The sequence below is a fragment of the Scytonema hofmannii PCC 7110 genome (assembly GCF_000346485.2).
Lineage (GTDB): Bacteria > Cyanobacteriota > Cyanobacteriia > Cyanobacteriales > Nostocaceae > Scytonema > Scytonema hofmannii.
The window spans coordinates 2,260,097-2,284,326 of the sequence record NZ_KQ976354.1 but is presented as its reverse complement, the minus strand read 5'-3'; the positions used below and the strand labels follow the sequence as shown (position 1 = coordinate 2,284,326).

Annotated in this window: 17 protein-coding genes; 6 read left to right on the top strand and 11 right to left on the bottom strand. The window is 41.0% G+C overall.

From position 1 onward, the window contains the following. The first annotated feature begins 319 nt into the window (after nt 1–319). The 4 genes from modA (at nt 320) to WA1_RS09780 (ending at nt 3,805) form a co-directional block, all read left to right on the top strand. Entirely contained in the window at nt 320–1,114 is a 795-nt protein-coding gene (gene modA, locus WA1_RS09795; RefSeq protein ID WP_017743820.1) for a molybdate ABC transporter substrate-binding protein, read from the top strand. 77 nt (nt 1,115–1,191) lie between these two features. Beyond that, nucleotides 1,192–3,003, top strand: a complete 1,812-nt coding sequence (gene modB, locus WA1_RS09790; protein ID WP_017743819.1) for a molybdate ABC transporter permease subunit — start codon at nt 1,192–1,194, stop codon at nt 3,001–3,003. Nucleotides 3,004–3,062: 59 nt separating this feature from the next. Then, nucleotides 3,063–3,473: a XisH family protein gene (locus WA1_RS09785; protein WP_017743818.1), complete on the top strand. Its 411-nt coding sequence runs from the start codon at nt 3,063–3,065 to the stop codon at nt 3,471–3,473. Nucleotides 3,474–3,529: 56 nt separating this feature from the next. Further along, nucleotides 3,530–3,805, top strand: coding sequence for a XisI protein (locus WA1_RS09780; protein WP_419183614.1), 276 nt, complete (start codon nt 3,530–3,532; stop codon nt 3,803–3,805). A 318-nt stretch (nt 3,806–4,123) separates the two neighbouring features. Here the strand turns inward: WA1_RS09780 and WA1_RS09775 are convergent, their stop codons facing one another. After that, nucleotides 4,124–6,016 carry a GMC oxidoreductase gene (locus tag WA1_RS09775; protein WP_158516623.1) on the bottom strand — a complete coding sequence of 631 codons (1,893 nt, stop codon included), beginning with the start codon at nt 6,014–6,016 and terminating at the stop codon, nt 4,124–4,126. Nucleotides 6,017–6,028: 12 nt separating this feature from the next. After that, nucleotides 6,029–7,399, bottom strand: coding sequence for a beta-barrel domain-containing protein (locus WA1_RS09770; RefSeq protein ID WP_017743815.1), 1,371 nt, complete (start codon nt 7,397–7,399; stop codon nt 6,029–6,031). A gap of 267 nt (nt 7,400–7,666) precedes the next feature. On the opposite strand from WA1_RS09770, the gene WA1_RS09765 reads away from it, so the two are divergent. After that, a complete protein-coding gene (locus WA1_RS09765) occupies nt 7,667–9,817 on the top strand; it encodes a peptidase domain-containing ABC transporter (RefSeq protein ID WP_017743814.1) in 2,151 nt (716 codons plus the stop codon). A gap of 64 nt (nt 9,818–9,881) precedes the next feature. On the opposite strand, the gene nblS is transcribed toward WA1_RS09765, so the two are convergent. Continuing rightward, a complete protein-coding gene (nblS, locus tag WA1_RS09760) occupies nt 9,882–11,810 on the bottom strand; it encodes a two-component system sensor histidine kinase NblS (RefSeq protein WP_017743813.1) in 1,929 nt (642 codons plus the stop codon). 324 nt (nt 11,811–12,134) lie between these two features. Then, nucleotides 12,135–13,409, bottom strand: coding sequence for a phosphoribosylamine--glycine ligase (purD, locus tag WA1_RS09755; RefSeq protein WP_017743812.1), 1,275 nt, complete (start codon nt 13,407–13,409; stop codon nt 12,135–12,137). Between the two features lie 589 nt (nt 13,410–13,998). Between purD and WA1_RS09750 the strand changes: the two genes are divergently transcribed. Beyond that, nucleotides 13,999–14,946, top strand: coding sequence for an NAD-dependent epimerase/dehydratase family protein (locus WA1_RS09750; protein WP_017743811.1), 948 nt, complete (start codon nt 13,999–14,001; stop codon nt 14,944–14,946). 289 nt (nt 14,947–15,235) lie between these two features. On the opposite strand, the gene WA1_RS61640 is transcribed toward WA1_RS09750, so the two are convergent. From WA1_RS61640 to WA1_RS09715, 7 genes are all read right to left on the bottom strand, one after another. Next, complete coding sequence (locus WA1_RS61640; protein WP_419183613.1) at nt 15,236–15,337, bottom strand: element excision factor XisI family protein; 102 nt, start codon at nt 15,335–15,337, stop codon at nt 15,236–15,238. A gap of 161 nt (nt 15,338–15,498) precedes the next feature. Then, the gene (locus WA1_RS09740) at nt 15,499–17,139 is read right to left on the bottom strand and encodes a GUN4 domain-containing protein (RefSeq protein ID WP_026134695.1); all 1,641 of its coding nucleotides are present in this window, start codon (nt 17,137–17,139) and stop codon (nt 15,499–15,501) included. A gap of 380 nt (nt 17,140–17,519) precedes the next feature. Continuing rightward, nucleotides 17,520–18,737, bottom strand: coding sequence for an ATP-grasp domain-containing protein (locus WA1_RS09735; protein WP_081402871.1), 1,218 nt, complete (start codon nt 18,735–18,737; stop codon nt 17,520–17,522). A gap of 185 nt (nt 18,738–18,922) precedes the next feature. Beyond that, nucleotides 18,923–20,110: an MFS transporter gene (locus WA1_RS09730; RefSeq protein ID WP_017743806.1), complete on the bottom strand. Its 1,188-nt coding sequence runs from the start codon at nt 20,108–20,110 to the stop codon at nt 18,923–18,925. A gap of 234 nt (nt 20,111–20,344) precedes the next feature. Further along, the gene (locus WA1_RS09725) at nt 20,345–21,070 is read right to left on the bottom strand and encodes a CTP synthase C-terminal region-related (seleno)protein (RefSeq protein WP_017743805.1); all 726 of its coding nucleotides are present in this window, start codon (nt 21,068–21,070) and stop codon (nt 20,345–20,347) included. Between the two features lie 9 nt (nt 21,071–21,079). After that, entirely contained in the window at nt 21,080–22,456 is a 1,377-nt protein-coding gene (locus WA1_RS09720; RefSeq protein ID WP_017743804.1) for an ATP-grasp domain-containing protein, read from the bottom strand. 140 nt (nt 22,457–22,596) lie between these two features. Continuing rightward, nucleotides 22,597–24,165 (bottom strand): carbamoyltransferase C-terminal domain-containing protein, encoded by a 1,569-nt coding sequence (locus WA1_RS09715; protein ID WP_017743803.1) that lies wholly within the window; start codon nt 24,163–24,165, stop codon nt 22,597–22,599. Nucleotides 24,166–24,230: the final 65 nt, after the last annotated feature.

Below are 24,230 nucleotides of genomic sequence, written 5' to 3'. Positions count from 1 at the left end.
ACGAGCTACTACCAAATTTCTTGTGGTGCGGGCGTCCCCGCCCGCCACTAGCATAGGACGGGCGAGGACGCCCATCCCACAAGATGGATAATTTATTTCTTGGAAGTCCCTTATCGGAGTAGTCTTGGTAGTTTATTAACTTGAAAATTGCTGTATATCAAGAAATACGGAAAATCTTGTCTAAAATTAGTAAATTTGTATTATAAGCTACATAATTACCAAAATTATACCAATATTATTGGCAATCTGGGAGATTATCTTGGTAGGATACTACCAACCGCAATCTCTTAGCAGTGAATCTCTGTCATACCAGTTCTTTATGAAAAGAAGACAACTTTTTGCCTTCCTCAGCATAGCTATTGCTAGCCTACTCTTGGCGCTTGGCTTGCGATTGTTCGATGCATCTCCTGTCAGAGCACAGTCTAACTCCCAACTCCTCGTTTCTGCGGCTGCTAGCCTTAAAGATGTTATGGGGGAAATTAACACCCTGCACCAAAAAGATAAACCGAACGTCAAGATTAGTTATAACTTTGGTGCTTCTGGTGCTTTGCAACAACAGATTGAGCAAGGCGCACCTGCGGATATCTTTATCTCTGCTGCACAAAAACAGATGGATGCTCTGGAGCAAAAGGGGTTATTACTTTCTGGGACTCGCGCTAACTTGGCAAACAACAGTCTAGTTTTGGTTGTCCCTGACAAGTCTACTGGGGTTACTAACTTCAATGCTTTGACTGACGCAAAGGTTAAAAAAATTGCGATCGGCGAACCCAGAAGTGTTCCTGCTGGGCAGTATGGCGAGCAAGTTCTGCAAAAATTGGGCGTTTTTGATAAAGTCAAACCCAAGTTAGTTTACGCAAACAATGTGCGTCAAGTATTGGCGTCTGTAGAAAGTGGTAATGCTGATGCGGGTTTGGTTTACGCTACTGACGCCAAAATCTCTAAAAATGTGAAAGTTGTTGCCACAGCTGCTGAGAATAGCCACTCTCCTATCGTTTACCCCATGGCAGTCCTTAAGAGCAGTAAAAATCCTCAGGCTGCTGGAGAGTTTGTTAAGTTCTTATCCAGCCAACCTGCTAAGGAAGTCTTGCAAAAGTATGGATTTATCATACCGTAATAAGGCTTACTCAATCCAAAATCCACGCATCTAAAATCCAAAATGGTATAAGAGTTTTTTAACTACAAACACCCATGATGCCCTACGATCTCTCTCCTTTGTGGATATCCCTCAAAACCTCCTTACTTGCAACATTGATTACCTTTTTTCTTGGTATTGCTGCTGCCTATTGGATGCTGGGATATCGAGGGAAAGGGAAGTCTTTAATTGAGGGCATTTTTGTTTCTCCTCTGATTTTACCTCCCACAGTTGTTGGCTTTTTGCTACTCCTATTGTTTGGTAAAAATGGCCCGTTGGGAAAACTCATGGAGCCTTTGAACTTCAGTGTTGTCTTCACTTGGTATGGTGCGGCGATCGCAGCAACAGTGGTGTCTTTTCCATTGATGTATAGAACAGCATTAGGAGCTTTTGAGCAAATAGATAGTAATCTTTTGCGGGTTGCTCGAACTCTTGGTGTAAAAGACTCCACAATATTTTGGCGCATCAGTTTACCTCTAGCGCTACCGGGGGTTTTGGCTGCAACAACTTTGGCTTTCGCTCGTGCTTTGGGTGAATTCGGTGCAACCTTGATGTTAGCAGGGAATATTCCAGGGCAAACTCAGACTATCCCAATGGCAATTTATTTTGCCGTTGAGGGTGGAGCTATCGGCGAAGCTTGGTTTTGGTCAATTGCCATCATAACGATCTCTCTATCTGGAATTATTGCAACTAACTTTTGGCAGGAAAACCAGGGGAAGAGAAAAGGACAGGGAGCAGGAAGGAGAGAGCAGGGAGCAGGGAGCAGGGAGCAGGGGGACAAAGAGAAAAACTTCTCCCCAAACTCTGGCTTATTTGTTGACATTGAGAAGCGTCTCCCTGGCTTCAATTTAAACGTCTTTTTGAGTGCTGATGACCAACCATTGGGATTGTTGGGAGGATCTGGGGCTGGCAAAAGCATGATTCTACGTTGTATCGCTGGGATAGAAACTCCAACATCGGGTCGCATTGTTCTTAATGGGCGGGTGTTATTTGACTCTCAACAGGGGATCGATCTGCCACCACGCGATCGCAAAGTTGGTTTTGTCGTGCAAAATTACGCTCTCTTCCCCCACATGACAGTAGCGCAAAATATTGCCTTTGGCTTACCAAAAGGATTGTCTGCAACAGCTATTCGACAACAAGTGGAAGCCCAATTGATAACCGTTCATTTAGAAGGATTGGGCGATCGCTATCCCCATCAACTCTCAGGTGGACAGCAGCAAAGAGTAGCCTTGGCGAGGGCTTTAGCAAGTCACCCAGAAGCACTGTTACTTGATGAGCCATTTTCTGCACTAGACACTCACCTGCGAAGTCAACTAGAACAGCAAATGGTGGAGACATTAGCATCTTACGAAGGAACAACTCTGTTTGTCACTCATAATATGGAAGAGGCTTATCGAGTTTGTCCCAATTTGCTAGTTTTAGATAAAGGACAAGTCGCTCATTCCGGAACGAGACACGATATTTTTGAGCACCCCGCCACGACTAGCGTTGCTCAGTTGACAGGATGTAAAAACTTTTCTCGTGCAGTTGCTTTAACATCGCATCAAGTCGAAGCCGTAGAGTGGGGTTGTACCCTTAACGTTGTTGAACCCGTTCCAGAATTTTTATCTGATATTGGAATTCGCGCCCATCATCTCAGTCTCAGTAACGATCCAACTCAAGAAAATACCTTTCCTTGCTGGCTAGCAAGAACGAGTGAAACTCCACACCGAATGACATTGTTTCTCAAGCTGAACGGTGAACCCAAGAGTCAGTCTGATTACCACTTGCAAGCAGAGGTGTTTAAGGAGAAATGGGCAGTTTTGAAAGATCGACCAATGCCTTGGTACGTCCGTTTAGATCCCTTGCGAATTATCTTAATGGAGTGAGTTATCTTTATATATGTATGTGTTAAGAATTCACGTACAAGGAATCTTGTTTAACTCCTATGGCAAAAGATCGATTTCATGATGTTGTCAGAACTGCCTTAGAAAAAGAGGGCTGGAAGATTACAGACGACCCTTATGAAATTAATGTGGATGATGTAGATTTTGAAATTGATTTAGCAGCAGAGCAACTTTTAGCAGCAGAACGAGAGGGGCGGAAAATCGCAGTAGAGATTAAAAGTTTTATTAGCACATCCAATGTTTCAGAATTTCATACCGCTTTGGGACAGTTTCTCAACTATCGGGATGCGCTAGAAAAAATTGAAAGCGATCGCCAGCTTTATCTGGCAGTTCGCGTACCGACTTATGAGAGTTTCTTTCAACGACGGTTCATTGCTTCGGCTGTTGAGCGGTATCAATTGCGATTGGTGATTTACGATGTGCAACGGGAGGTTATCGATCAATGGCTGTAGAGCAATATCGGCAATACATTCGACATCTTCTTTCCGAACGGCGAGAGCGGGCTTCGATGCAGCGAAATGCCGAAGAGTATGAGGTGCAGACGATTTTCGACGATCAGCAGGATCACTACCAACTACTTTATGTGGGCTGGCGTGGAAATAAACGTCATTTTGGCTGTATTTTGCATCTTGATATCAAGGATGGAAAAATCTGGATTCAGCATGATGGTACGGAAGAGGGAATTGCCAATCGGTTAGTTGAAATGGGAGTTCCGAAGCAAGATATTATTCTGGCGTTTCATGAGCCTTATATACGCCAATTTACTGGGTTTGGTATGAGCTAGAGCATCAGTCCATTGAACTACACGTAGGGTGGGCATTGCCACGTAATTCAACACGCAGATTGGGTTATTGTACTCAACGAAGGTCGCGTTAGCGGTCAAGGACTTTTTGAAGATCTAAAAACAGAACCCGGAAGCCCTTTATTTTTCCTAACAAATCCTCTGTAAAATCCTCCTCTTCTTCCCTCTGCGCCCTCAGCGCCTCTGCGGTTCAATAAATTAAAAAATATCCAACTTTTTCTTGTGGGGTGGGCGTCCTCGCCCGCCTGTTCTATGGGACAGGCTAGAAGCCCATCCCACAAAACAATAACGATACACAGTTTACAACAACTGAACCAAGTGGTCAGCAAGACGAAGAGTCAACGCCGCCAGTGTCAAGCATGGATTTGCCGCCGGAATAATTGGAAAGACAGACACATCACAAACATACAGATTATCATATGCCTCCATTCTAAGATTTTCATCAACCACTCCCGTGCGATCGCGACTCATCCGCATTGAACCACCAGCATGATGCACCGTTCCTTCATTCCCAAAATGCATTCCATCGTTGGGGTTGTGAGGTGCTTGCAGAAATTCGAGGATACTATTGCGTAGTTCCCGTACTTCATTAAACAGATTTGAGCCTGATGGGTTGCGGTTTACCATCACCCCCAACTTTTGTCCTTCACCTCGTGGAAAAACCTGGTTGCGGTCATCAAGTGGACTGGCAAAAACAAACTGCAGGCGAGTTGTTGTCTTTTGGTCTTTTGCAACTTCTTGCTTCCAAACATCATCATCTGCGTGTGCTACATCCCAATATTTTGGATTGATCAGCAACTCAACGTTATAAGGATGTTCAGTCGTCGTTGCCTGTTTGTGGTACATTAATATCTTGGCATGATTTTCAAATCCGTTATATGGGCTGTTCAAGTCCAGCTCATAAGTATTTGAGAAAAAAGCCGGATGGTCTGTCAAACCTACGCCGATTTTTTGATTGGGGTCAGAAAGCTTGCTACCCATGGCAATTCGTGGCGTTTCCAGAGAACCAGCCGCCAGAACAATACGCTTTGCGCGATAACGACGTTGCTGATTGCCTATTAAATCCTGGCATACCACAGCAACAGCTTTGCTACCATCAGTTTCTATATGAGTCACCAGGTGATTTAAGTTAATCGTCAGATTATCTCGTCCTACCGGACCGTTAAATGAAAGAGAATCCAGTAGCAATGATGCGGTAGAAAAAGTTCCTGTAGACGCTTCGAGAACGTTTTCCAAACTCCCTTGATTGTCAAGATTTGGCTGGTGACGCGATCGCGGTAAGTCTTCGACTTTATAGTTGGAAAATGCACCTTGCAACTCGCTGACTACACGATTTTGGAAACGACCAAGCGTTTTTTGCTTCCGCATAAGTTTTTCCGCACGGTCATATCCCTGAGAACTCTTTAAGTACTGGCCGATACTTTCAGGCCACGCAAGAATTTCCCAATCATGCATGCGTGGAATCAGACCCGACCAAAAGATAGAGCGACCTCCAAAATTCATCTGTACGCCGGACAAGAACTCTGACCCTGGCTCGTTTGTGAAATGTCCCACTTGGTGGTGTGATGGAAGTCGAGACCAGTCTCCGGGAAGGTTTGTCATGTGTGTGGGATAGAGCAAACTTCCTGCTTCTAAGACAAGCACGCGCCGACCTTTATCGGAGATCGCGTCAGCTAGAATACCTCCTCCCATACCCGATCCAATGATGACAACATCATATTCAATCGTCTCGTCATTGTTCCTGGGAATTGCATCTTGTTGAAGCTTGCTATCGTCAGTTCGCAGATTATCATAACCGTGTAAGTACCGAGGTGGAACTGACCCAAAAAAGACACTTTTCTCAGTAAAAATATGTTCGCCAAATGGTTGCAGTTGAATGTCCTCTCCTTCCATCCACACCTGGCGATCAAGTACAAACTTTATCTTTAGACCGTTTCGATACTTGGATTCCTCCAAAAAGAAGACCCATTCACTATTGTAGTATGCTCCATATATGTCTTGCCACCAACCATCAACATTGTTGCGAATTGTTACAAGATGGTTGGGACGGTAGCTTTGGGTACGAAATTTCACGTAAAACTTCTTGACAGGAGCAGCAATAAACGATCTAGCTCCTATCATTTGGTTTGCAAATGCTGTTTCCGATTCCTGCAAAGAACCCACTGACCCACTATGGTAGGGAACGAAGTCCATCTCCATAACCTCTCAAAAATCAGATGACAGTCTTATTTTACGCAGGATAAATTTTAATACAGTTTCTTCTCTTGAAATAATATCTACAGTTCCCTCCATTCCTGGTTGAATAGAATATTGATGCTGTTCTTCTGGCATATTATCCCCTACTTTGATAAAGTAAGGAGTCGCAGGTTGAATCGTGACTTCATAGTATCCATTTGCGCCATTGCTAAGACTTCCTTGCAAACTGCTTGCAGGGAATTGATTGAGAGTTGTAGCATTAATTTGAGCAGAAATTGCATCAGGAGCAACTGCAATCACTTTTCCCTGGATGACTCCATAATCGGGATAGGGATAGGTCGATACTCGTAATTGTGCCTTTTGTCCTACAGCCACTTTGCCAATATCTTGCGCTGTTACCAATGCTTTCACAACTAGAGCGGTGTTGCTTGGAGCAATTTGAGCGATCGTATCTCCCGCTCGCACAACTTGGTCTTTATTTCTGAGATTGAGCTTGAGGATGACGCCATTAACCGGAGAGCGTAGAACGTTCTTCTTTCGATCCAAAGAAAGTTGGTGTAAGTCTTTTTGGTCTTTATTTATTTGGCTTGCAAGTTCAACTCGACTTTGAAGGAGTGCTTTTTGCTCTCGGTTTAAACTCGCGAGAGTTGATTCTCCCCTGGCTTGTTCTTGTGCAATTCGCTCTACTGCAACAGTTACGTTTGCATTACTAGGATAAAGAGCAGCTTTTGCGCGTGCTAGTCGAGCTTCAGCGACTCGAAAACCTTGCTCTTTTGCGGTATATTGCAACCGGGATACAACGCCAGATTCAGCAGCATATCTATAGCGATCGCGCTCATCTTTTGCTAATTTTAAGTTGGCTTCAGCTTCCTGCAATTCAGTTTGTTTAATCACCTGTTGGTTTTGGTACTCTCGTTGATTGCGAGTGAGTTCGGCTCGTGTGGAGGCAATTGTTCGCTTCAAATAGTTCGATTCTGCTGTAATTTGAGCTTTTATTGCCCGAATTTGGTCATCGATTTCATTTAACTGTTGCTGTTCGTGCTGAATTTTGTCCTGGAACTGACTCTTTTGGGTTTGCAGATGGGAATCATCAATATAAGCAATGATATCTCCCTGTTTTACAACCTGGTTTTCTATGGCTTTAAGAGTCTGGATTGTTCCTTCTACAGCAGCTTGTACAACCCGCACCTCACCTAATGGGCGAATGACAGCCACCGCTTTCACGGTGATGTTGTATTTTGTAATAGCAGCAAGCACAATAGCAATACTACATCCTCCTGCGATCGCTAAACCACCTAACCATGCCCAAGCAGAGATCGGTGGTAAAAACTCATCACAGTTGATGGAACGGATTAAGTCTGGCGTTGGATCTCTAAGCATAAACACTAGCGTTTCTAAAATCTACGACAAGCATCTCTATGCAGTATTCCCATAATTTCTAATACCATTTTGGATTTTAGATTTTGGATTCAGAAAGTCTTGTCTAGACTTGATTTTTGCTAACTACTCCCGAACCGCCATAAGATTACCGAGTCTTCTTTTCTTCTCTTCGCGCTCTTTGCGTCTTTGCGGTTCATTTAATTCAGTAATCTTCGAGCGAGATAGGAGTATCTGTCACATTCTTTATTTAAATTTGGTATAAACTTTATGTCTTATTACCTCATTCGCCAGCATAGTGAAGAAGATTGTGGAGCTGCTTGTCTTGCTACAATTGCCAAACACTATGGTCGTTTATTTAGTCTTAACCGCGTTCGCGAAGCTGTAGGAACTGGACAACTAGGAACTTCTTTGTTGGGACTCAAAAGGGGAGCTGAAGCCTTAGGATTCAATGCTAGAGGAGTCAGGGTTGCACCAGAAATTCTCAATAAACTCAATGAGTTATCCCTACCTACAATTATTCATTGGCAAGGTTATCATTGGGTCGTTTTGTATGGACGACGTGGTAAAAAGTATATAATTGCCGATCCGGCTATAGGCGTTCGTTATCTCTCTGAGTCTGAACTCTTAAAGGGCTGGGGAAATTGGCTGATGCTTTTACTAGAACCAGATAGCGTTCGCTTTTTTGCTCAACCAAATGATAACATTGGCAATTTTAGACGATTCCTCCAACCAATATGGAACTACCGCGCCATTTTAGGAGAAATATTTTTACTCAACATTTTTTTAGGTTTGCTATCTCTGATTTCTCCTTTTTTACTACAATTGCTAACCGATGATGTGCTAGTTCGTGGAGATACCCGGCTGCTTGAAATTGTCACAATCGCAGCAATAGTCATGAATTTTGTGAGCAGCAGCCTCAGACTCGTCCAATCTAATTTAATTACCCATTTTGCTCAACGACTTCAGTTAGGTTTAGTCTTGGAATTTAGTCGGCAAATTCTGCGCTTACCGCTTTTATACTACGAATCTCATCGTAGTGGTGAAATTATGAGTCGGCTGCGCGATATTCAAGAAATTAACCAATTGGTTTCTCAATCAGTCATTGGGCTACCCAGCCAATTCTTTATTGCTTTAATTTCCTTGACTTTTATGCTTTCTTATAGTAGTAAACTGACTTTAATTACTTTACTTTTTTCAGGTTTAATGACATCTTCCACCTTGATTTTTCTACCAATTCTTCAACAAAAAACACGAAATATACTAGCTTTAGAAGCCGAGAATCAAGGAATTTTAGTTGAAACTTTCAAGGGAGCAATAACACTTAAGAGTACGTCAGCAGAGCTTCAGTTATGGGAGGAATTTCAGAGTCAATTTGGCAGGTTAGCAAATTTAACATTTAAAACGACTCAAATTTCTACAATTAACAATATCTTTTCTGGGCTAGTTTTTGCAATTGGTAGCATTATCCTATTGTGGTTCGGTAGTTCTCTGGCGATCGCTAAAGAACTGACAATCGGACAATTGCTTGCTTTCAACAGCATGAATGGAAATTTTCTCGGTTTTATTAACACAGTCATTAGTTTTGCCAATGCGCTAGTACAAGCGAAAACTTCAATTCAACGTTTAACAGAAGTCATCGATACAACTCCAGAAAATCAAGGAGATGATAAAAAGCCCTGGGTCAAAATTTCCCCTAGTGCTGATATCATTTGTACGAATGTCAATTTCCACTATGCAGGACGAGTTGACCTACTCAAAGATTTTTCTCTCACAATTCCTGGGGGTAAAGTTGTTGCTTTAGTTGGTCAATCGGGTTGCGGTAAAAGCACCCTAGCAAAACTCATTGCAGGGCTGTACCTCCTTCAATCTGGTAATATCCGGATAGAAGATTATAACCTGCAAGATATAAGACTTGATATGCTCCGTCAGCAAGTTGTACTTATTCCTCAAGAACCACACTTTTGGAGCCGTTCCATCATTGAAAATTTCCGTTTAGGTGCTCCTCAAGTCTCCTTTGAAGAAATAGTCCGTGCTTGTAAGGTAACAGGTGCTGATGAATTTATTAGCCGATTACCCGATAAATATCAAACTGTCTTAGGTGAGTTTGGCGCGAATCTCTCAGGTGGTCAGCGTCAGCGTTTATCAATAGCTAGAGCCATTGTTTGTGACCCACCTATCCTCATTATGGATGAATCTACTGGCGCTCTAGATCCATCAGGAGAATCTCAATTACTGCATCAATTATTAAGCGATCGCTACGGAAAAACAACAATTCTCATCAGTCATCGTCTCCACGTAATTCAGCACGCAGATTGGGTTATTGTACTCAACGAAGGTCGCGTTAGCAGTCAAGGACTTTTTGAAGATCTAAAAACACAACCTGAAAACCCCTTATTTTTCCTCACAAATCCCATGTAAAAATCCCTCTTCTTCCCTCAGCGCCCTCAGCGCCTCTGCGGTTCATTAATCCTTATAAAGAAGTTTAAACTACGGTTGACAATTTGCCAAATTGAGACACTTCTTCATAGACTGTTAAGTCAAACCAAAAAGTGGTACCAACACCCACTTCGCTCACCAAATGAACTTTACTGTGATGCTTTTCCATAATATTTCTGACAATTGATAAACCCAAACCAGTTCCCTCTAGGGTATGCACTCGATTTTCTACTCGAAAGAAGCGGTCAAAAATAGCTTCTTGATCTTCTGGAGCAATGCCAATGCCAGTATCAGAGATTTCTACTCTAACTTGAGATATCTGGCGATCGCTTGAATTCGTTTTTGATTCGAGTTGGTATGCGCGGATTGCGACTTTTCCACCTGCTTGGGTGAACTTGAGGGCGTTACCTACCAGATTAGCTAACACTTGCAACAACAGATCGTAATTGCCAACAACTAACGGTAACTTAGGAGCAACTTCCTGAATCAGTTCAATACCTTTATCTTTGGCATTTAATTGGTAAGTCCGCAGCGTTTGTTCGATAGCTTGTGACAAATCTAATCCATCCAAATTATACCTGCGACCTGATTCAAGTTTTGATAAATCCAAAACATCATTGACTAAGCGAGTCAACCGGTCTGTTTCATGATTGACAGTTTCTAGAAACTCCTGACGTTCTACCGTGCTTAAGTCTTCGCCGTATTCGTGTAATGTTTCAATAAAGGATTTAATATTAAATAATGGAGTTCTCAGTTCGTGAGAAACGTTGCTGATAAATTGACTTTTTGCCTCGTTCAGTTCTACTTCACGAGTGATATCTTGTACAGTGATCGCAATACCTTTAATACTTTCCCGTTGTTGGTTGACAACCGTTGTTAAAAGAATACGGATTGTTCTTTGCGTGGGTTGGTTCAGTGAAATGCGAAATTCTGCACTTTCACATTCTCCAAGTGCCATTTCATACAAAGGACGCCTCACTTCCATTTCTACTAAGGGCGGTAAGTAACGCAAAACATTTTCTCCTACAACCTCAATGCCTTCCCAGTTAAAAATCCTCCTGGCTGTGGGGTTGACTAAAATGACTTGCATATTGTTATCAATGAGGACGGCACCATCGGCAATTGTAGAAACCAATGTTTCGAGTTTGGCTTTCTCTGCTGTCAGTTCTTCAATGTTTTGTTCTTCGTAACGCTCCAAGCGTTCTGCCATCTCATTAAAATTGAGAATTAACTCCCCTAGTTCGCCTCCTAGCGGTAAGTCTATTTGCTGCTTAAAATTTCCTGCAGCAATTTGTTTTACTCCTACAAGTAATTCTTTGATGGGCTTGGTAATGGTTAAAGCATTAATTACTCCTCCTAAAATCACCATCACCCAAATTGAGATAAATACAGCAATAGTGACATCGCGAGTGAAGTTTGTGGAGATCACCGCCGCCGGGTTGGGGTTAATGCCAATCGCCAACACGCCTAAGTATTTGCCATCTACTGTCAAAGGAACAAACACATCGGTAACTTCCCCGTCAGGGGATCGGTGTTGCCGTACCATTGGCTTATCAGCATCAGCCGCATAATCATCGGGTAGCTGTATTCGCCGTTTGATAGCAAGAGAGGTTTCCACTTCTGGTTCCCAAAAGGGAATGCCAAAATAAATTTTCCCCTCCTCATTGGCGTAGAGCATATAACGTACACTCGAAGTACTGCTGTAAAAGCGTTGAGAAAATTGTGAGACTTCTGTAAGATTGCGATCGGCAATGAGTGGGGCAACGTTGGCAGCTAGTAACAGCCCCAGATCCCGACCAAAGCGCGTGTCGTTTAGACGTGCATCTAGCTGAATCGTATTTATTGCCCAAAAGGTCAAACCACTCATTACTAAAGACACGACTAATGTGGCAGCCGCTAAAAGCTTTGTCTGGAGGGTAAACTCCGACCACCAATTGACAATTGCTTCTTTGATTGTTTTTAAAATAGCCAGCATCTTAAATTCAGCGTAATAAAAGGGATTAGGGAGTAGGGAGTGGGGAGTGGGGGTTAGGGGGTAGGGTTAGGCGAGTAAGATCTTCTTGCTTGATTGTGAAATTTTTTTCATCGGGACTGCCTAGTTATCTGGGTTCAACTTGTTCAAGAAGGGATAGTTCTTGTTTTCATCATTATTTACAAATGAAAATAACTCTAACAACTCAAAATTAACAGTTTCTTTGACAAATAAGTAAGGAGGGGAGTGGGGAATGGTGAGTGGGGAATGGTAAGTCCCAACTCCCCACTCCCTACTCCCTACTCCCTACTCCCTACTTCCTACTCCCTACTTCCTCACCCGATACCCAATATCTCGTCGGTAATACATTCCCTCAAAGTGAATCTGCTGCATCCCAAGGTAGGCTTGGTCAAGTGCTGCATCAAAATCTTTCCCAACTCCAGTAACATTTAACACTCTACCGCCATCTGTTACTAACTGTCCTTGGTTGAACTGAGTGCCAGCGTGAAATACAATCGTTCCAGATGCTTCTGCGCGATCGATGCCAGTGATGACTTTTCCTGTTTCATAGGTTCCCGGATAACCCCCAGAAGCAGCAACGACTGTGGCACAAGCTCCTTGTTTCCAGGTAATGGGTGGCATTTCACTCAAGCGCTGTTGCACGCAGGCAAGAATTAATTCTTCTAGAGGCGTTTCTAAAAGTGGTAGTATCACTTGTGTTTCTGGATCGCCAAAACGACAGTTAAATTCCAACACCTTAAATTCACCTTGCGGGGTAATCATCAACCCGGCATATAATACTCCACGGTAGTCAATGCCCTTGGCTTTTAAAGTCGCGATCGCTTTCTCTAAAACTTCTGTTTGAATGCTTGTCATCAACTCAGGTGTCACAATGGGGGCTGGTGCATAAACACCCATCCCACCTGTATTTTCTCCCGTATCGCCTTCTCCAATGCGCTTGTGGTCTTGAGCTGGTAGCAATGGGCGGATTGAAATCCCATCGGTCAACGCTAAAACAGAAACTTCTTGCCCAGTCAAATACTCTTCAATGACGACAAATTTCCCCGCACTGCCGAAGTGTCCGCCAAACATGGCATCAATTGCCTTATGTGCCTGTTCCAATGTTTCGGCAACAATGACACCTTTGCCAGCTGCCAACCCATCGGCTTTGACAACAATTGGAACTCCCTGCGCTTTAACATAAGATTTTGCTGCTTCTACCTCTGTAAATACTGCAGAGCGTGCTGTAGGAATTTTTGCTTCTTGCATCAGTGCTTTTGCCCAAGCCTTGCTGGCTTCAATTTGTGCTCCTGCTTTGCTTGGACCAAAAACCAGGAAACCTTTGGCTTGGAGGTTATCTGTGATTCCTTGTGCCAAGGGTACTTCAGGTCCGACTACAATTAAAGAAATGCTCTCACTTTGGGCAAATTGGCTGATTCCCTCGAAATCATCTACACGCAAAGACAAGTTTTGGCAGCGTTCCATGCTTGCCGTACCGCCATTTCCCGGCACGCACACAACCTGCCCAATTTGTTTTGATTGCAACAGTTTCCAGGCAAGAGCATGTTCCCGCCCTCCATTACCTACAACTAAAACTTTCACTGATGTCCTCTTAAGCTTAGAATCGGTTACCAGTTATCATTTATCAGTTACCGATTGTCAGTGAATCATGAATTACCAGTTATCTCTAATACTGGTCACTGGTCACTGGTTACTGGTCACTGTAATGACGACTCGCCGTACAATTCTTCACCAATTTTGATACTTGTGCAAGCCCCTTATTTTTCCTAAGGAGAAATTATTAGTACAAATGAACGTATTGAAAGGGCTAGCAATGCTCACCCAACGGTACTTAAAATTTTTCAAAAATCACAGGACTTACGCAAAAATTGCTAGAAACCTTGATTTATCGAACCGCCAAGACGCCAAGAGCGCCAAGAATTCGTAGAGCGTGCGTAAGTCCTAAATCAAATAGGATTTCTATAGTAGATTTACTGATGATATTAAGATATTAAATTTCAATAATTCTTCTGAAGACAGTAGAAAGTAAAAGCTATCATAGAATCTTTATCAATTCTTTGTTTTATAAATGAAAATAGTAAAAAATAATGGTAAATAGATGGCGGTTAAACGACTTGAGAGATTAACTTGGAAGTTGAAATAGATTAAGGTATCGAAACAAGCACGAATCATGGTTAAAAGTATAGTTACTGGAGTAGCAGGATTTATAGGTTCCAACCTTGTAGAGGCTTTGTTGAAACAAGGTGAAGAAGTCATTGGAATAGACGAATTTAATGATTACTACGATCCAGCATTAAAACGCAAAAATATCGCACACTTGCACAATCATCCTGGTTTTAAATTAATTGAGGGAGATATTCGCACTTTAGACTGGTCAACACTCTTAAAAGATGTTGACGTAGTTTACCATCAGGCAGCACAAGCGGGAGTTCGGGCAAGTTGGGGTCAAGGGTTTCGTCTGTACACAGAACGGAATATTAGTGCTACACAAATTCTGTTGGAAGCGGCGAAGGATGCAAAACAGTTGAAAAGACTGGTATTTGCTTCAACCTCCAGCATCTACGGTGATGCTGAGACTCTGCCAACTCATGAAGAGATATGCCCTAAACCAGTTTCTCCTTACGGTATTACTAAACTAGCTGCCGAGCAATTATGCAGACTGTATCACAAAAACTTTGGCGTACCTTATGTGGCACTGCGTTATTTCACAGTTTACGGTCCGAGGCAGCGTCCGGATATGGCATTTCATAAGTTTTTTAAATCGGTGTTATTAGATGAGGCTATTCCTATCTATGGCGATGGTTACCAAACACGAGACTTTACCTTTGTGAGTGATGCCGTAGCAGCCAATTTAGCTGCAGCGACTGTATTTGAAGCCGTGGGAGAAATATTTAACATTGGCGGTGGTAGTCGAGTTGTGCTAACTCAGGTTTTGGATACGATGGAAGAAATTATTGGAAAACCGATTAAAAGAAACCACGTAGAAAAAGCAATGGGAGATGCCCGTCACACAGCCGCCGATGTATCTAAAGCACAGAGAATACTGGGTTATGAGCCTCAAGTTTCTCTAGCTGAAGGCTTGGCTCAGGAATGGCATTGGGTGAAATCGTTGTACTAGGGATTTCCAAAAAATTACTGGAGAAAGGCAGAGCGCAGAGGGCGGAAGAAATAATTGTCAAATTTGATATATACCTAAGTCCTCTGCGCCATCGGCTCATACGGAAAATACCTACATCACAAGAAAAAATTGGATATTGTTTATTTGCAAATCTTGATTTACTAGTCACTGGTCGCTGTTAAAATATGGAAGCCATCACAGGGATAAATTCTTTTAATTCGGAAAATTTGACGGGGCTGAAAGCGATCGAATTTTTCTGGTGTATGCTCTTTCAACAGTTCTGCAAGCGCTAATCTTCTGCGTCTTCTTCCACCCAGATTTTACCGTTTTGAATCTGGAGGTATAAGATAATGTGTTGTACTCGTTTTTTACCATCCCAACCACAACGCAGCCACAGGTATTACCTGCAAACTTGTTTCGATTGGCTTCCGGAAGATACTCCTGGAGTAAGCGGTTCCCAGACAAAGCAAAACAGCAATTCCAAGCGGAGTCAAAAACCATTAAGTCTGTTTCCCAGAATGATCGCAAAACTCTTCGGTCTACTGAAGGTATTTAAAGGCTACATTTAACCAGTTTGGACACCAAAGCAGAGAACCCCACAACACAAGAAAACAAACCTACTACCCAACCCCTGCGTGATGTCAACGTATAAACTATACTAGCAGCTGGTAAATGCCCTTCTGGGGCATTTATGTTAAAGTTCAGATCCGAGTAGAATAACCAATCGTCATTCACACGCCAACTGATGCGATCGCAAAACTTGCACCATGTTTCATAATCACCATCAGGTTGATCGGCTACGCTTTCCCAAATGTGCTGTTGCACACTAAAGCCGAAACGCCCATTGCTGTACTTCAGCCAAAGCAGGTCGATGGTGCAAAGCTCAATACAGGGAAATTTATTGATAGATTCAATATTTAGCCAGCCTTCTTTTTCTCGTCTTGCAACTTTTAACATTATGGCAAGAGTTTCCCAATCTGCTTCTTTCCAATTGCCAGCTACTAAGAAATCGCGCAACCGCTTGTAACTTATTCCCCCTTCTGAATAAAACTTAGTAGATCGATCAATATAATCACTGTGTATCAGTTGATTCTTAAAATTTTCTAAATCTTTATTGAGTATGGGAATACTAGAGTTTTGTTGGATTTCAGACTGAGAACATAGCCCTTTACCCAGCAAACCTTTTTTACTTAGCCCTTGTTGTATCAAATAAGGAGAACTAACTTCCCCATTTTTTTGCAAATAAACAAATTGGGGGATGAAGTTTGATTTAGAATCCAAATTTGCTGCTTTAAGATGAGCAATTCTTTGGATTGCCTGGATTTTATCTGTATTTGGAGCAGAAGCTGCTGCATTCAACTGCATCCAAAGTTGCTCTGCCAGTTCAAGATTACCGCTAACTTCAGCTTGGAAAGCATCGATTTTCAGAGTATTAATCTCATGTAAATTTGCGTATTTTGATCTAATAATTAAACTCGATTTATTTATATTTTCAGCATTAGTATAAGGTGTTTGCTTAGAATTGTGATATTGGCTAACAAGTTGTGGGACCCGAAAACTGAGATACTGGTTCAACCGCCCAACTGTAGCGCATTGACCTTGAGTACCTAAACCTTCTAATAGAGCATAGGTAAAGGCACCTGTTTGTAATTTTTCAATTTCATAAGAGTATTCATCAGGGCTACAGGAAAAAATGCTGACTATTCCGGTTTGATTTGCTATTTTTTGTGTTTGTCGGCCAATTTCTTCTTCATTTTGCTTGTTTTGCTGGTGGCAAGCATCTAAAATAAGGACAATATTATTAGTTCCGCTACGGCGCAAGCATTCGATAATATAATTAATAGAAATTGCTGTGTTTTCAATATCTTCTGGATTACCATCAGAGGGCATGAGATAATCAAGATTGGCGTGTAATATTCCATGACCACTGAAAAAAAACCAAAAATTATCTCCTAGTTCTAAAAAGGGGGTTTCAGATAATTGTTGCAAAAATTGTAGCAAGTTAGCACGGTAAGGACGATTTACAGTTCTACCGTGTGTAAATGAATTATCGGAGAATAAAAAGACCTGCTCAAAACCAGCCTCATGAAGGAGGAAATCCCGCATTAATTGTGCATCTCGCTCGGCGTATTTGAGCGGTTGTAGAAAATCGTACTGATTGATACCAATCACCAATGCCCAGTTTTTTATCATTTCAGTTTTTTTGTGCTTCTCTTTGTATTTAAATGGCAATAACTCATAGTCTCTGACAAATCGCCAACAGACCATCAATTAACCGAAAGTTTGCTCCACAATCCAAGGTTTTTTGAGTAGGACAAAGCCCTTGGGGGTAGCTATTTACATCAATGCCTTGTCAAAAAGGAGATTGATTTTATCATAAGAACTTGCAGATTCTGGTTGTTTGACTACATCTCTGACAAAATCAAAGGGTTTCTCGCCCCCCACGCTCATTTATATGGCACATATAAACCAGTGGTACGCACCATCTGGAGGTTTAAAGCTCCCACCAAATGCAGTTCCTGTTAAGCGTTAAGCGTTCCCTTTTACAAGTCAAATAGGATTCCGATATAAGTTTATAAGTTTTCAACCTCGATCATTAAATCATTATAAACTCTTTCATTTATTTCTATACAACTTTTAATATTTTCTGCAGTAGTTATTATAAAGCCTAAACGCATTGAAAACTCTTTGGGTGGGAGTAAAAGTAAATCTCCAGTTTTAACTTCCCAACTTACTTGCTGTACGCCGTCCCATGTAAATACAATGGGGTCAACTGATACTTTTTTAACACGTACATCATTGTTGGGATAAATAAATCTTATTAAAGATGCTTTATTCCTTGTCGGGATTAGATTTGGTTCCACTCCAACTGCTATATCTGCGGCAGCTAATGAGAGATCAATCCCAGTAGAAAGATAAACTAAATAAGGTATTAAATCACCTCCAAGCCTTGCACCTAACTCTATTAATCGTGGTCCTTTCTTAGTTAGTCGTACTTCAGTATGGGTAACACCCATATCTACTTCTAATGCATGGTGTGCGTTAATAACTAGTTCTTCAATAAGCTGTTTCTGTTCAAGAAATTCACTTTGAGAAACTTGGTGTCCAATTTCCTCAAAATATGGATAAAATCCGATTTCTTTTCGCGTAATTGCAACAATAGATACATGACCTTCAGTAACTACACTTTCCACACTATACTCTGGACCATCTAAATATTCTTCTAATAAAATTACTTGCTTCTTTGAAAATCTAGGATTGGTTGCAGAAGTGGCAATTCTATATGATTCATGCAAATCTTTTTCAGTCTCTACTTTGACAACACCTATACTGCTAGCCATTTTTGCAGGTTTTAAAACAATTGGAAAACTAATTTTATTTGCATAAAAAATAGCTTCTTCTTCTGAGTTAACTATATAGCTACTACATGAAGAAATATTTAATTTATTGAAGGCTTCCCGCATTAAATATTTATCACGACAAGATTTAGCCGAATTTACACTTATATATTTTAGGTTTAATTCTCTTGCCACTAAGGCAGTAAGTTCAATTGAAGGTTCTTCATAAGTTAAGATTCCATCTATCTTATGTTTCGTTTGAAGATATTTGGCTGCTTCAATCACTTCTTTCTCATCCATCATGTTTGCTAAAGCAAAGTCATGCACATAAGATTTTTGCCATGTTGGCTCATCTTGTTGTATTAATAAAATTGAATATTTTTTGGCTATTGAGGAAATTGAATATTCTCGATAAACTTGTGAACCACTTCCTATCATCAATAACTTCATCATAATTTTTCTCCTTAATTATTTAACTTTTCGTCTTTAATTTTGATATTGAATAAGACCATTATAATTAATTTTGAAAACATAAAATGAAAAAATATTTTTATTATAAAAACTTTAGATTTTATGTTTTCTAGAAGTAGGTTCAAACTGCCATTTGCACGGATTTATAATATTATAATCTACTTTCCTTAAAATTCAACTGAACTTTTGCTTGGGCTAAATCTTAAATAGACAAGACCTGAAAGTAGTGCTAAAACTCCTGACAATATAAAAGCTGCAACAAAATTCGAGCTTTCTAATAAACCTCCATATACTTTAGCTAATACTGCACTTCCTAAATAGAACCCAATTTCTCTGTAGCTTGACATTACAGACCTGTCTTGATAACTAACAGTTGATACAGAAAGAATATCAAGATATGGCATTTGACAGTAATGTAATCCTTGCCTGAATAAGTATAAGAACATAAATAACATTGGTTCGTTAGTTATGCCTGCACAAACTAGTAATGGTACTGATAACAACATCGCATATGAACCTGCTCTTTCATTACTGAAATAATTTGCAATTATAGGAGCTAATGCCGCTCCTATAAAGCTAACAATTTTTTCTATAAAAATTAAATAACTCATCATAGACGTATCAAATCCCCAATGCGATTGAAGAATTATATTGATAAAACGCATTGCCAGAGTTGCTGAACCTCCAACAAGAAATGCTAAAGTTGCTATTTTGATCATTGGAGCTTTAGGAAATACGTTGGTTAATTTATCCTTTCCTCCAGTTGATTCATATTTAAATTTAATGAAATATCGTATTACACCGATAAGTGTGCAGAATATGCCTGAAATAAAAAGTGTTAATTGATATTGAGAAAAGTATTTACTTGTTAACCAATAAGGTAGTTGACCTCCCAGTAAAGTTCCCACTCCATCCCAAAATAAATAGGTGACGTATATAAAACTGAATAATTGTGTTCTTTTTTCGTCTGAAACCTCACCTGCAATGGTTGATGATTCTGTTGTGAACATTATTATCCCTCCCAAGGCATTTAATGCTTGTAGGAATCCTAAGATGTACAAATTAGTAAACCATGGAATTAAAAGCATTGTTATACCAAAAAGAAAAGAACCTCCAACTAAAAACCAACGACGACCATAACGATCCGCAAGCAGCCCTGAAGGAACAGAAGTTATACTCATTACGATAAAATTTATTAAGTATAAAGTTCCTATATCATCTGAGTTTATTCCTATATCCAGTAAATGCAAGTTATAAACCAGTTCATAAATACCAGTACCTACTCCAAAAAATATACAACTCAGTAAATAAAGTTTTACATTTTTAGGAAATTGTAATATTTGTTGTAATTTCATTCAGCTAATTACCTAATTTCTCTTTTTTTGGCTTCAATTAAAGTGCTTTATTGACAGTAGTTATTTCTTGTGTAAGAAACAACGAAAATTGAGCTGCGCTCGCGTACTATGCATAAGCTAACTTAACCGCAGATATAGCAATCCGAATGGAAATGTGAGAAAGACGTAGATTAAAAGTATATATTTATAAGCTTTTCAGCGTTTTTTCTCACAATTGATTTAGAATGACTATAGCTATCTTCCAATTACTTTATGGTCAGTTTGGATCTGATAAATTGCCTGAACAAATGCGGCAACGAGTGGTGGAAGCAGATGAACAAGGGCGATACGCTCTGGTTGAAACAATGTTGCTACAAAGAACGGGTGATTATCTAGTTCCACAGCACGAACTTCGCTAGAGCTATCGTATGCACTGACGCGAAGTGCTCCCGAAAGCAGTCTCTCTTGAAATGCAGGGTTCAGTCCAAAACGGCACCTGTAGCTCTCTACGGCTTCTTCCCGTTCATAAGCAACAGCAATCCGAGACCCCGATCGAAAACGTACTAAAGAGGATGTTTCAACGAGCTCGCATGCTAACGGCGAAATTACCAGTCGTAACCCGTCAGGTGCAGTTTCGGCATGATCCGCATCGTCCCAACCTAAAACATTCCTAGCGTACTCTATGATGGCGTGCTGAAACCCGCCGCATGTGCCTAGAAATGGAAGTTTTTGCTCACGCGCATATTTGATAGCTAGCAATGCTCCTTTCATGCTTCGATATGGGCTGGCTGGGACGCACCAAAGCCCATCAAAGTCTGCAACCCGTGAAGTATTGACGATCTCTTCTGTTGGCACCCATACGGGGTTAATCTCCGCTGCCACGGAGGCTGCGGCAAGTTCTAATGCAATAGGTATTGCACGATGTGCTGGCACGGTTGCATCGTAATTACCTATAAGCGCAATACGAATCTTAATTCCCATAAATTTATGTCAATGTTTATCTGAGCTGAGTAATGATTTTTGTGCAAGGGGTAAACTATTTTCCAAGTTATTAATTATTAGGTAGGCAGTATCCTTAAGTTTATTTTGCTCTTCACAAACCAAGTAAGCTTGCCCTGCATAATTAAGTACCCCAGTTTCAAAGTCATAAATTGGAAATGCTGAATCTTGAGAAATTGACTGGGACATTAATATCTCTACCGTTCCCTGACCATGAGTCAATGTATTCCAATCCACGGAATCGATTTTGAACACCCGGTTACTGTTCCAAGGTTGCCCGCTAGTGTTACAACCAATTAATGCAACCGACGCAGCACCGCATTTAGGTTTGGCAGATTCAAATTGTGGAATTTCGCATGCTTCATTCAGGAGAATGCTAAAGAACAAATCAACAAAATTAAACCCATAGACATCGTACAGTTCCTTGGCAATCCCAACTCCGCCCATTCTAGCAGCTGTTTCCAAGAACGAAACTTCATTGTTGGCCATTAGCTTCAACTCTGTGTGAGTGGCACAATTCTCCAATTCGAGTGCATTTATTGCCTGTGTCACCAAAGCCACAATCTTGGCTTTTTTATCATCTGTTAATATGCATGGAGCCAAATTTCCAAGTTCGGTAAAGGGAGGTACAGTTTTTAATCTACCTGTCATGGCCAAAGGATAATAAATTCCATCCCTTACCAAGCCTTCAACACTTACAAAATCTCCGTAGTCTGGCTCATTATACCACGAATCTGTTGTTGATTTAATGATTTCTTCTGCAATCAACATTGGGAATTTTGAATCTTCTGAAAATTCATGGTCGCCAGTTTTTCGCGCCATCTCGATGACTTCGATTATTTTCTGTATGTAAAATTCGGTTTCTTCATGTCGCTCCACTTTTTGCATAGCGATCGACCCCGCACCATAAGCGACTTTAATAATGAAGGGAGTAGTAAGTTCCTTTGTCTTTGTAATATCTGAAAGGTTTTTGATAGCACAGAATTTAGGCTGAGGTATGCCGAATTCAGCCCATCGCTCACGCATTAATACCTTATTACGAGCCAAATCTACGTTTTTACCAACCCCTCTAACTCCGATCTTTTCAGCTATTTCCGACACATCTTTTAAAATGAATTCAGCAAATGTGAATAAAGCCTCTGGCGATAGTGCAACCGCTCTTTGGTAAACACATTGTAAAGCTTCACTTGGTGTAAGATTGCTAAAATCTTCAACTAGTTGGCTATATCTTTCAATAATCTTTCTATTGTATGGAGAAGCAGCGCTAACAATGAAAGTGTAAATATCGCCCCTTTGCGCTAATTTTGGATAAAAATAGTCAACTGGAGGACCACCTATTGAATAAACATAAACTATCTTTTTCTTCATTGTTTCCTAAGTTTTGAATTTTACTCATTGAGGTATGCCTCTCAAACTTAGCAATTCTTTTAAAGAATTAGACAAAATGTAACTAACTTTTTAGTAAGTCTGGCTTTTGTTAAGAGGCAAAATAGTTTTGCTACCACCTGCTAACACCAGAAAATGCAGAATGTGTTTCCATAAACAAATCCATCAATTCCGGTTAGCTTACAGTAGTTATAGAGGTCGCTTGTCCGATTGATAAATCCGGTGCCATTGAAGTTTAAAGATGTATTACATAAGACACCAACGCCAGATATCTCTTTTACGTTCTGAAGAAGCTTATGCATTATTGGATTCTGTTGCTGATTAACGGTCTGCACTCTCGCGGTATTATCAACGTGAGTAATTGCTTGCAGATCGGTATTAATAACTTTTTGGAAATATAGCATGTAAGGCGAAGAACCCTGCCAGTCAAAATGTACAGATACATCTTCTTCCAAACAAATTGGCGCAATAGGTCTAAATCCTTCGCGTCGCTTAATTCGGTTAAGACGATTCTTTGTATCTATAGAGAATGGAGAAGCAAGAATCGAACGGTTACCCAGTGCCCTGGGGCCAATTTCACACTTACCCTGCGTCCAAGCAACGATATTTCCAGCGTTTATGAATTTGGCAACCTCAGTCAGATCTAGTGTCTGAACTTTAACATCAGGCATGGCAACAGTGTCTTCAACAAACTCCTGACCACAGTATACAGACCATTCGACTTTGGCATTACCGGTAAACTCTCTCATTGCATCAATAGCTGTCCCTATAGCCGACCCTGTATCATTGGTACAAGGCGGGACAAATACATCCGAGAATAAGCCTGTATTTTTCCACATGGTGTTCCAGTCGCAGTTGAGACCACAACCTCCAACAACCAACAAAGGATAACCTTTTGTTAGATGTTCCTTTGCATATGAGTAGAAGCGATCAAACAAGCTGTTAGAGAACCGCTTAGCAAGTTGGGTAAACTCCGGAGTTTCAAGACCAATATTGTAATAGGGAGACCACTTTACATCCTCTTTGCTCAGACTCAAAAGAATGCTATCTCGATTTAGTAAGAACTCGGTAATTTCTTTCTCGTCAGGGGTCAGAATGCCAGATTCACCATAGGCACACAAGGCCATAAGCTTTCCTGGATCTTCAAATCTAAGCTTTCCCTTCGGTAAATTGAAGGTTGGATCGGCCAGCGCATATAAGAAAGCATACTTGTTTCCTGGCGTTTTCATTACCGTACCGACATGAGATATATTCAATTTTTCGTCAATTTCATAAAAATCACCAAGGGCACCTTCCCATATCAAGATATAACAGGGCTGACCTTGCTCAAAAGGTGATAGTCCATAGGCACACCAGATATGCGAGCGCTCATGGCTGTTACTAAAGTACTGAACTTCCGTCCCGAAGAATTTGAGCGCTCCTGTTTGAACGGTATTGCTGTCGATCCCATAGTATCCGGCACCAATCGGGGCACTTTCATCAAAGCCGTTCTTGCTCCAACCACTTATTGCTAGAACATCGGGAATATCCGGTGCAATTGCTGCGGTTTCCATTAATAGATTTGGATTTAAGGAGTCGTAACGAGGGAAACTGTCTTTCTCTGGTTCGTAAGACCACTCCAACCTCTTAGAATCGGTGTCAAGAAAAGCGATCGCCCCGTCGTGTCCGGGTTTCATTGAAAATATCTTCATGAATTTCCTTTTTTACCCAATGTGTATCAAGTGCTTACAAGTGAAGACCCTTTGGAACAACTAGA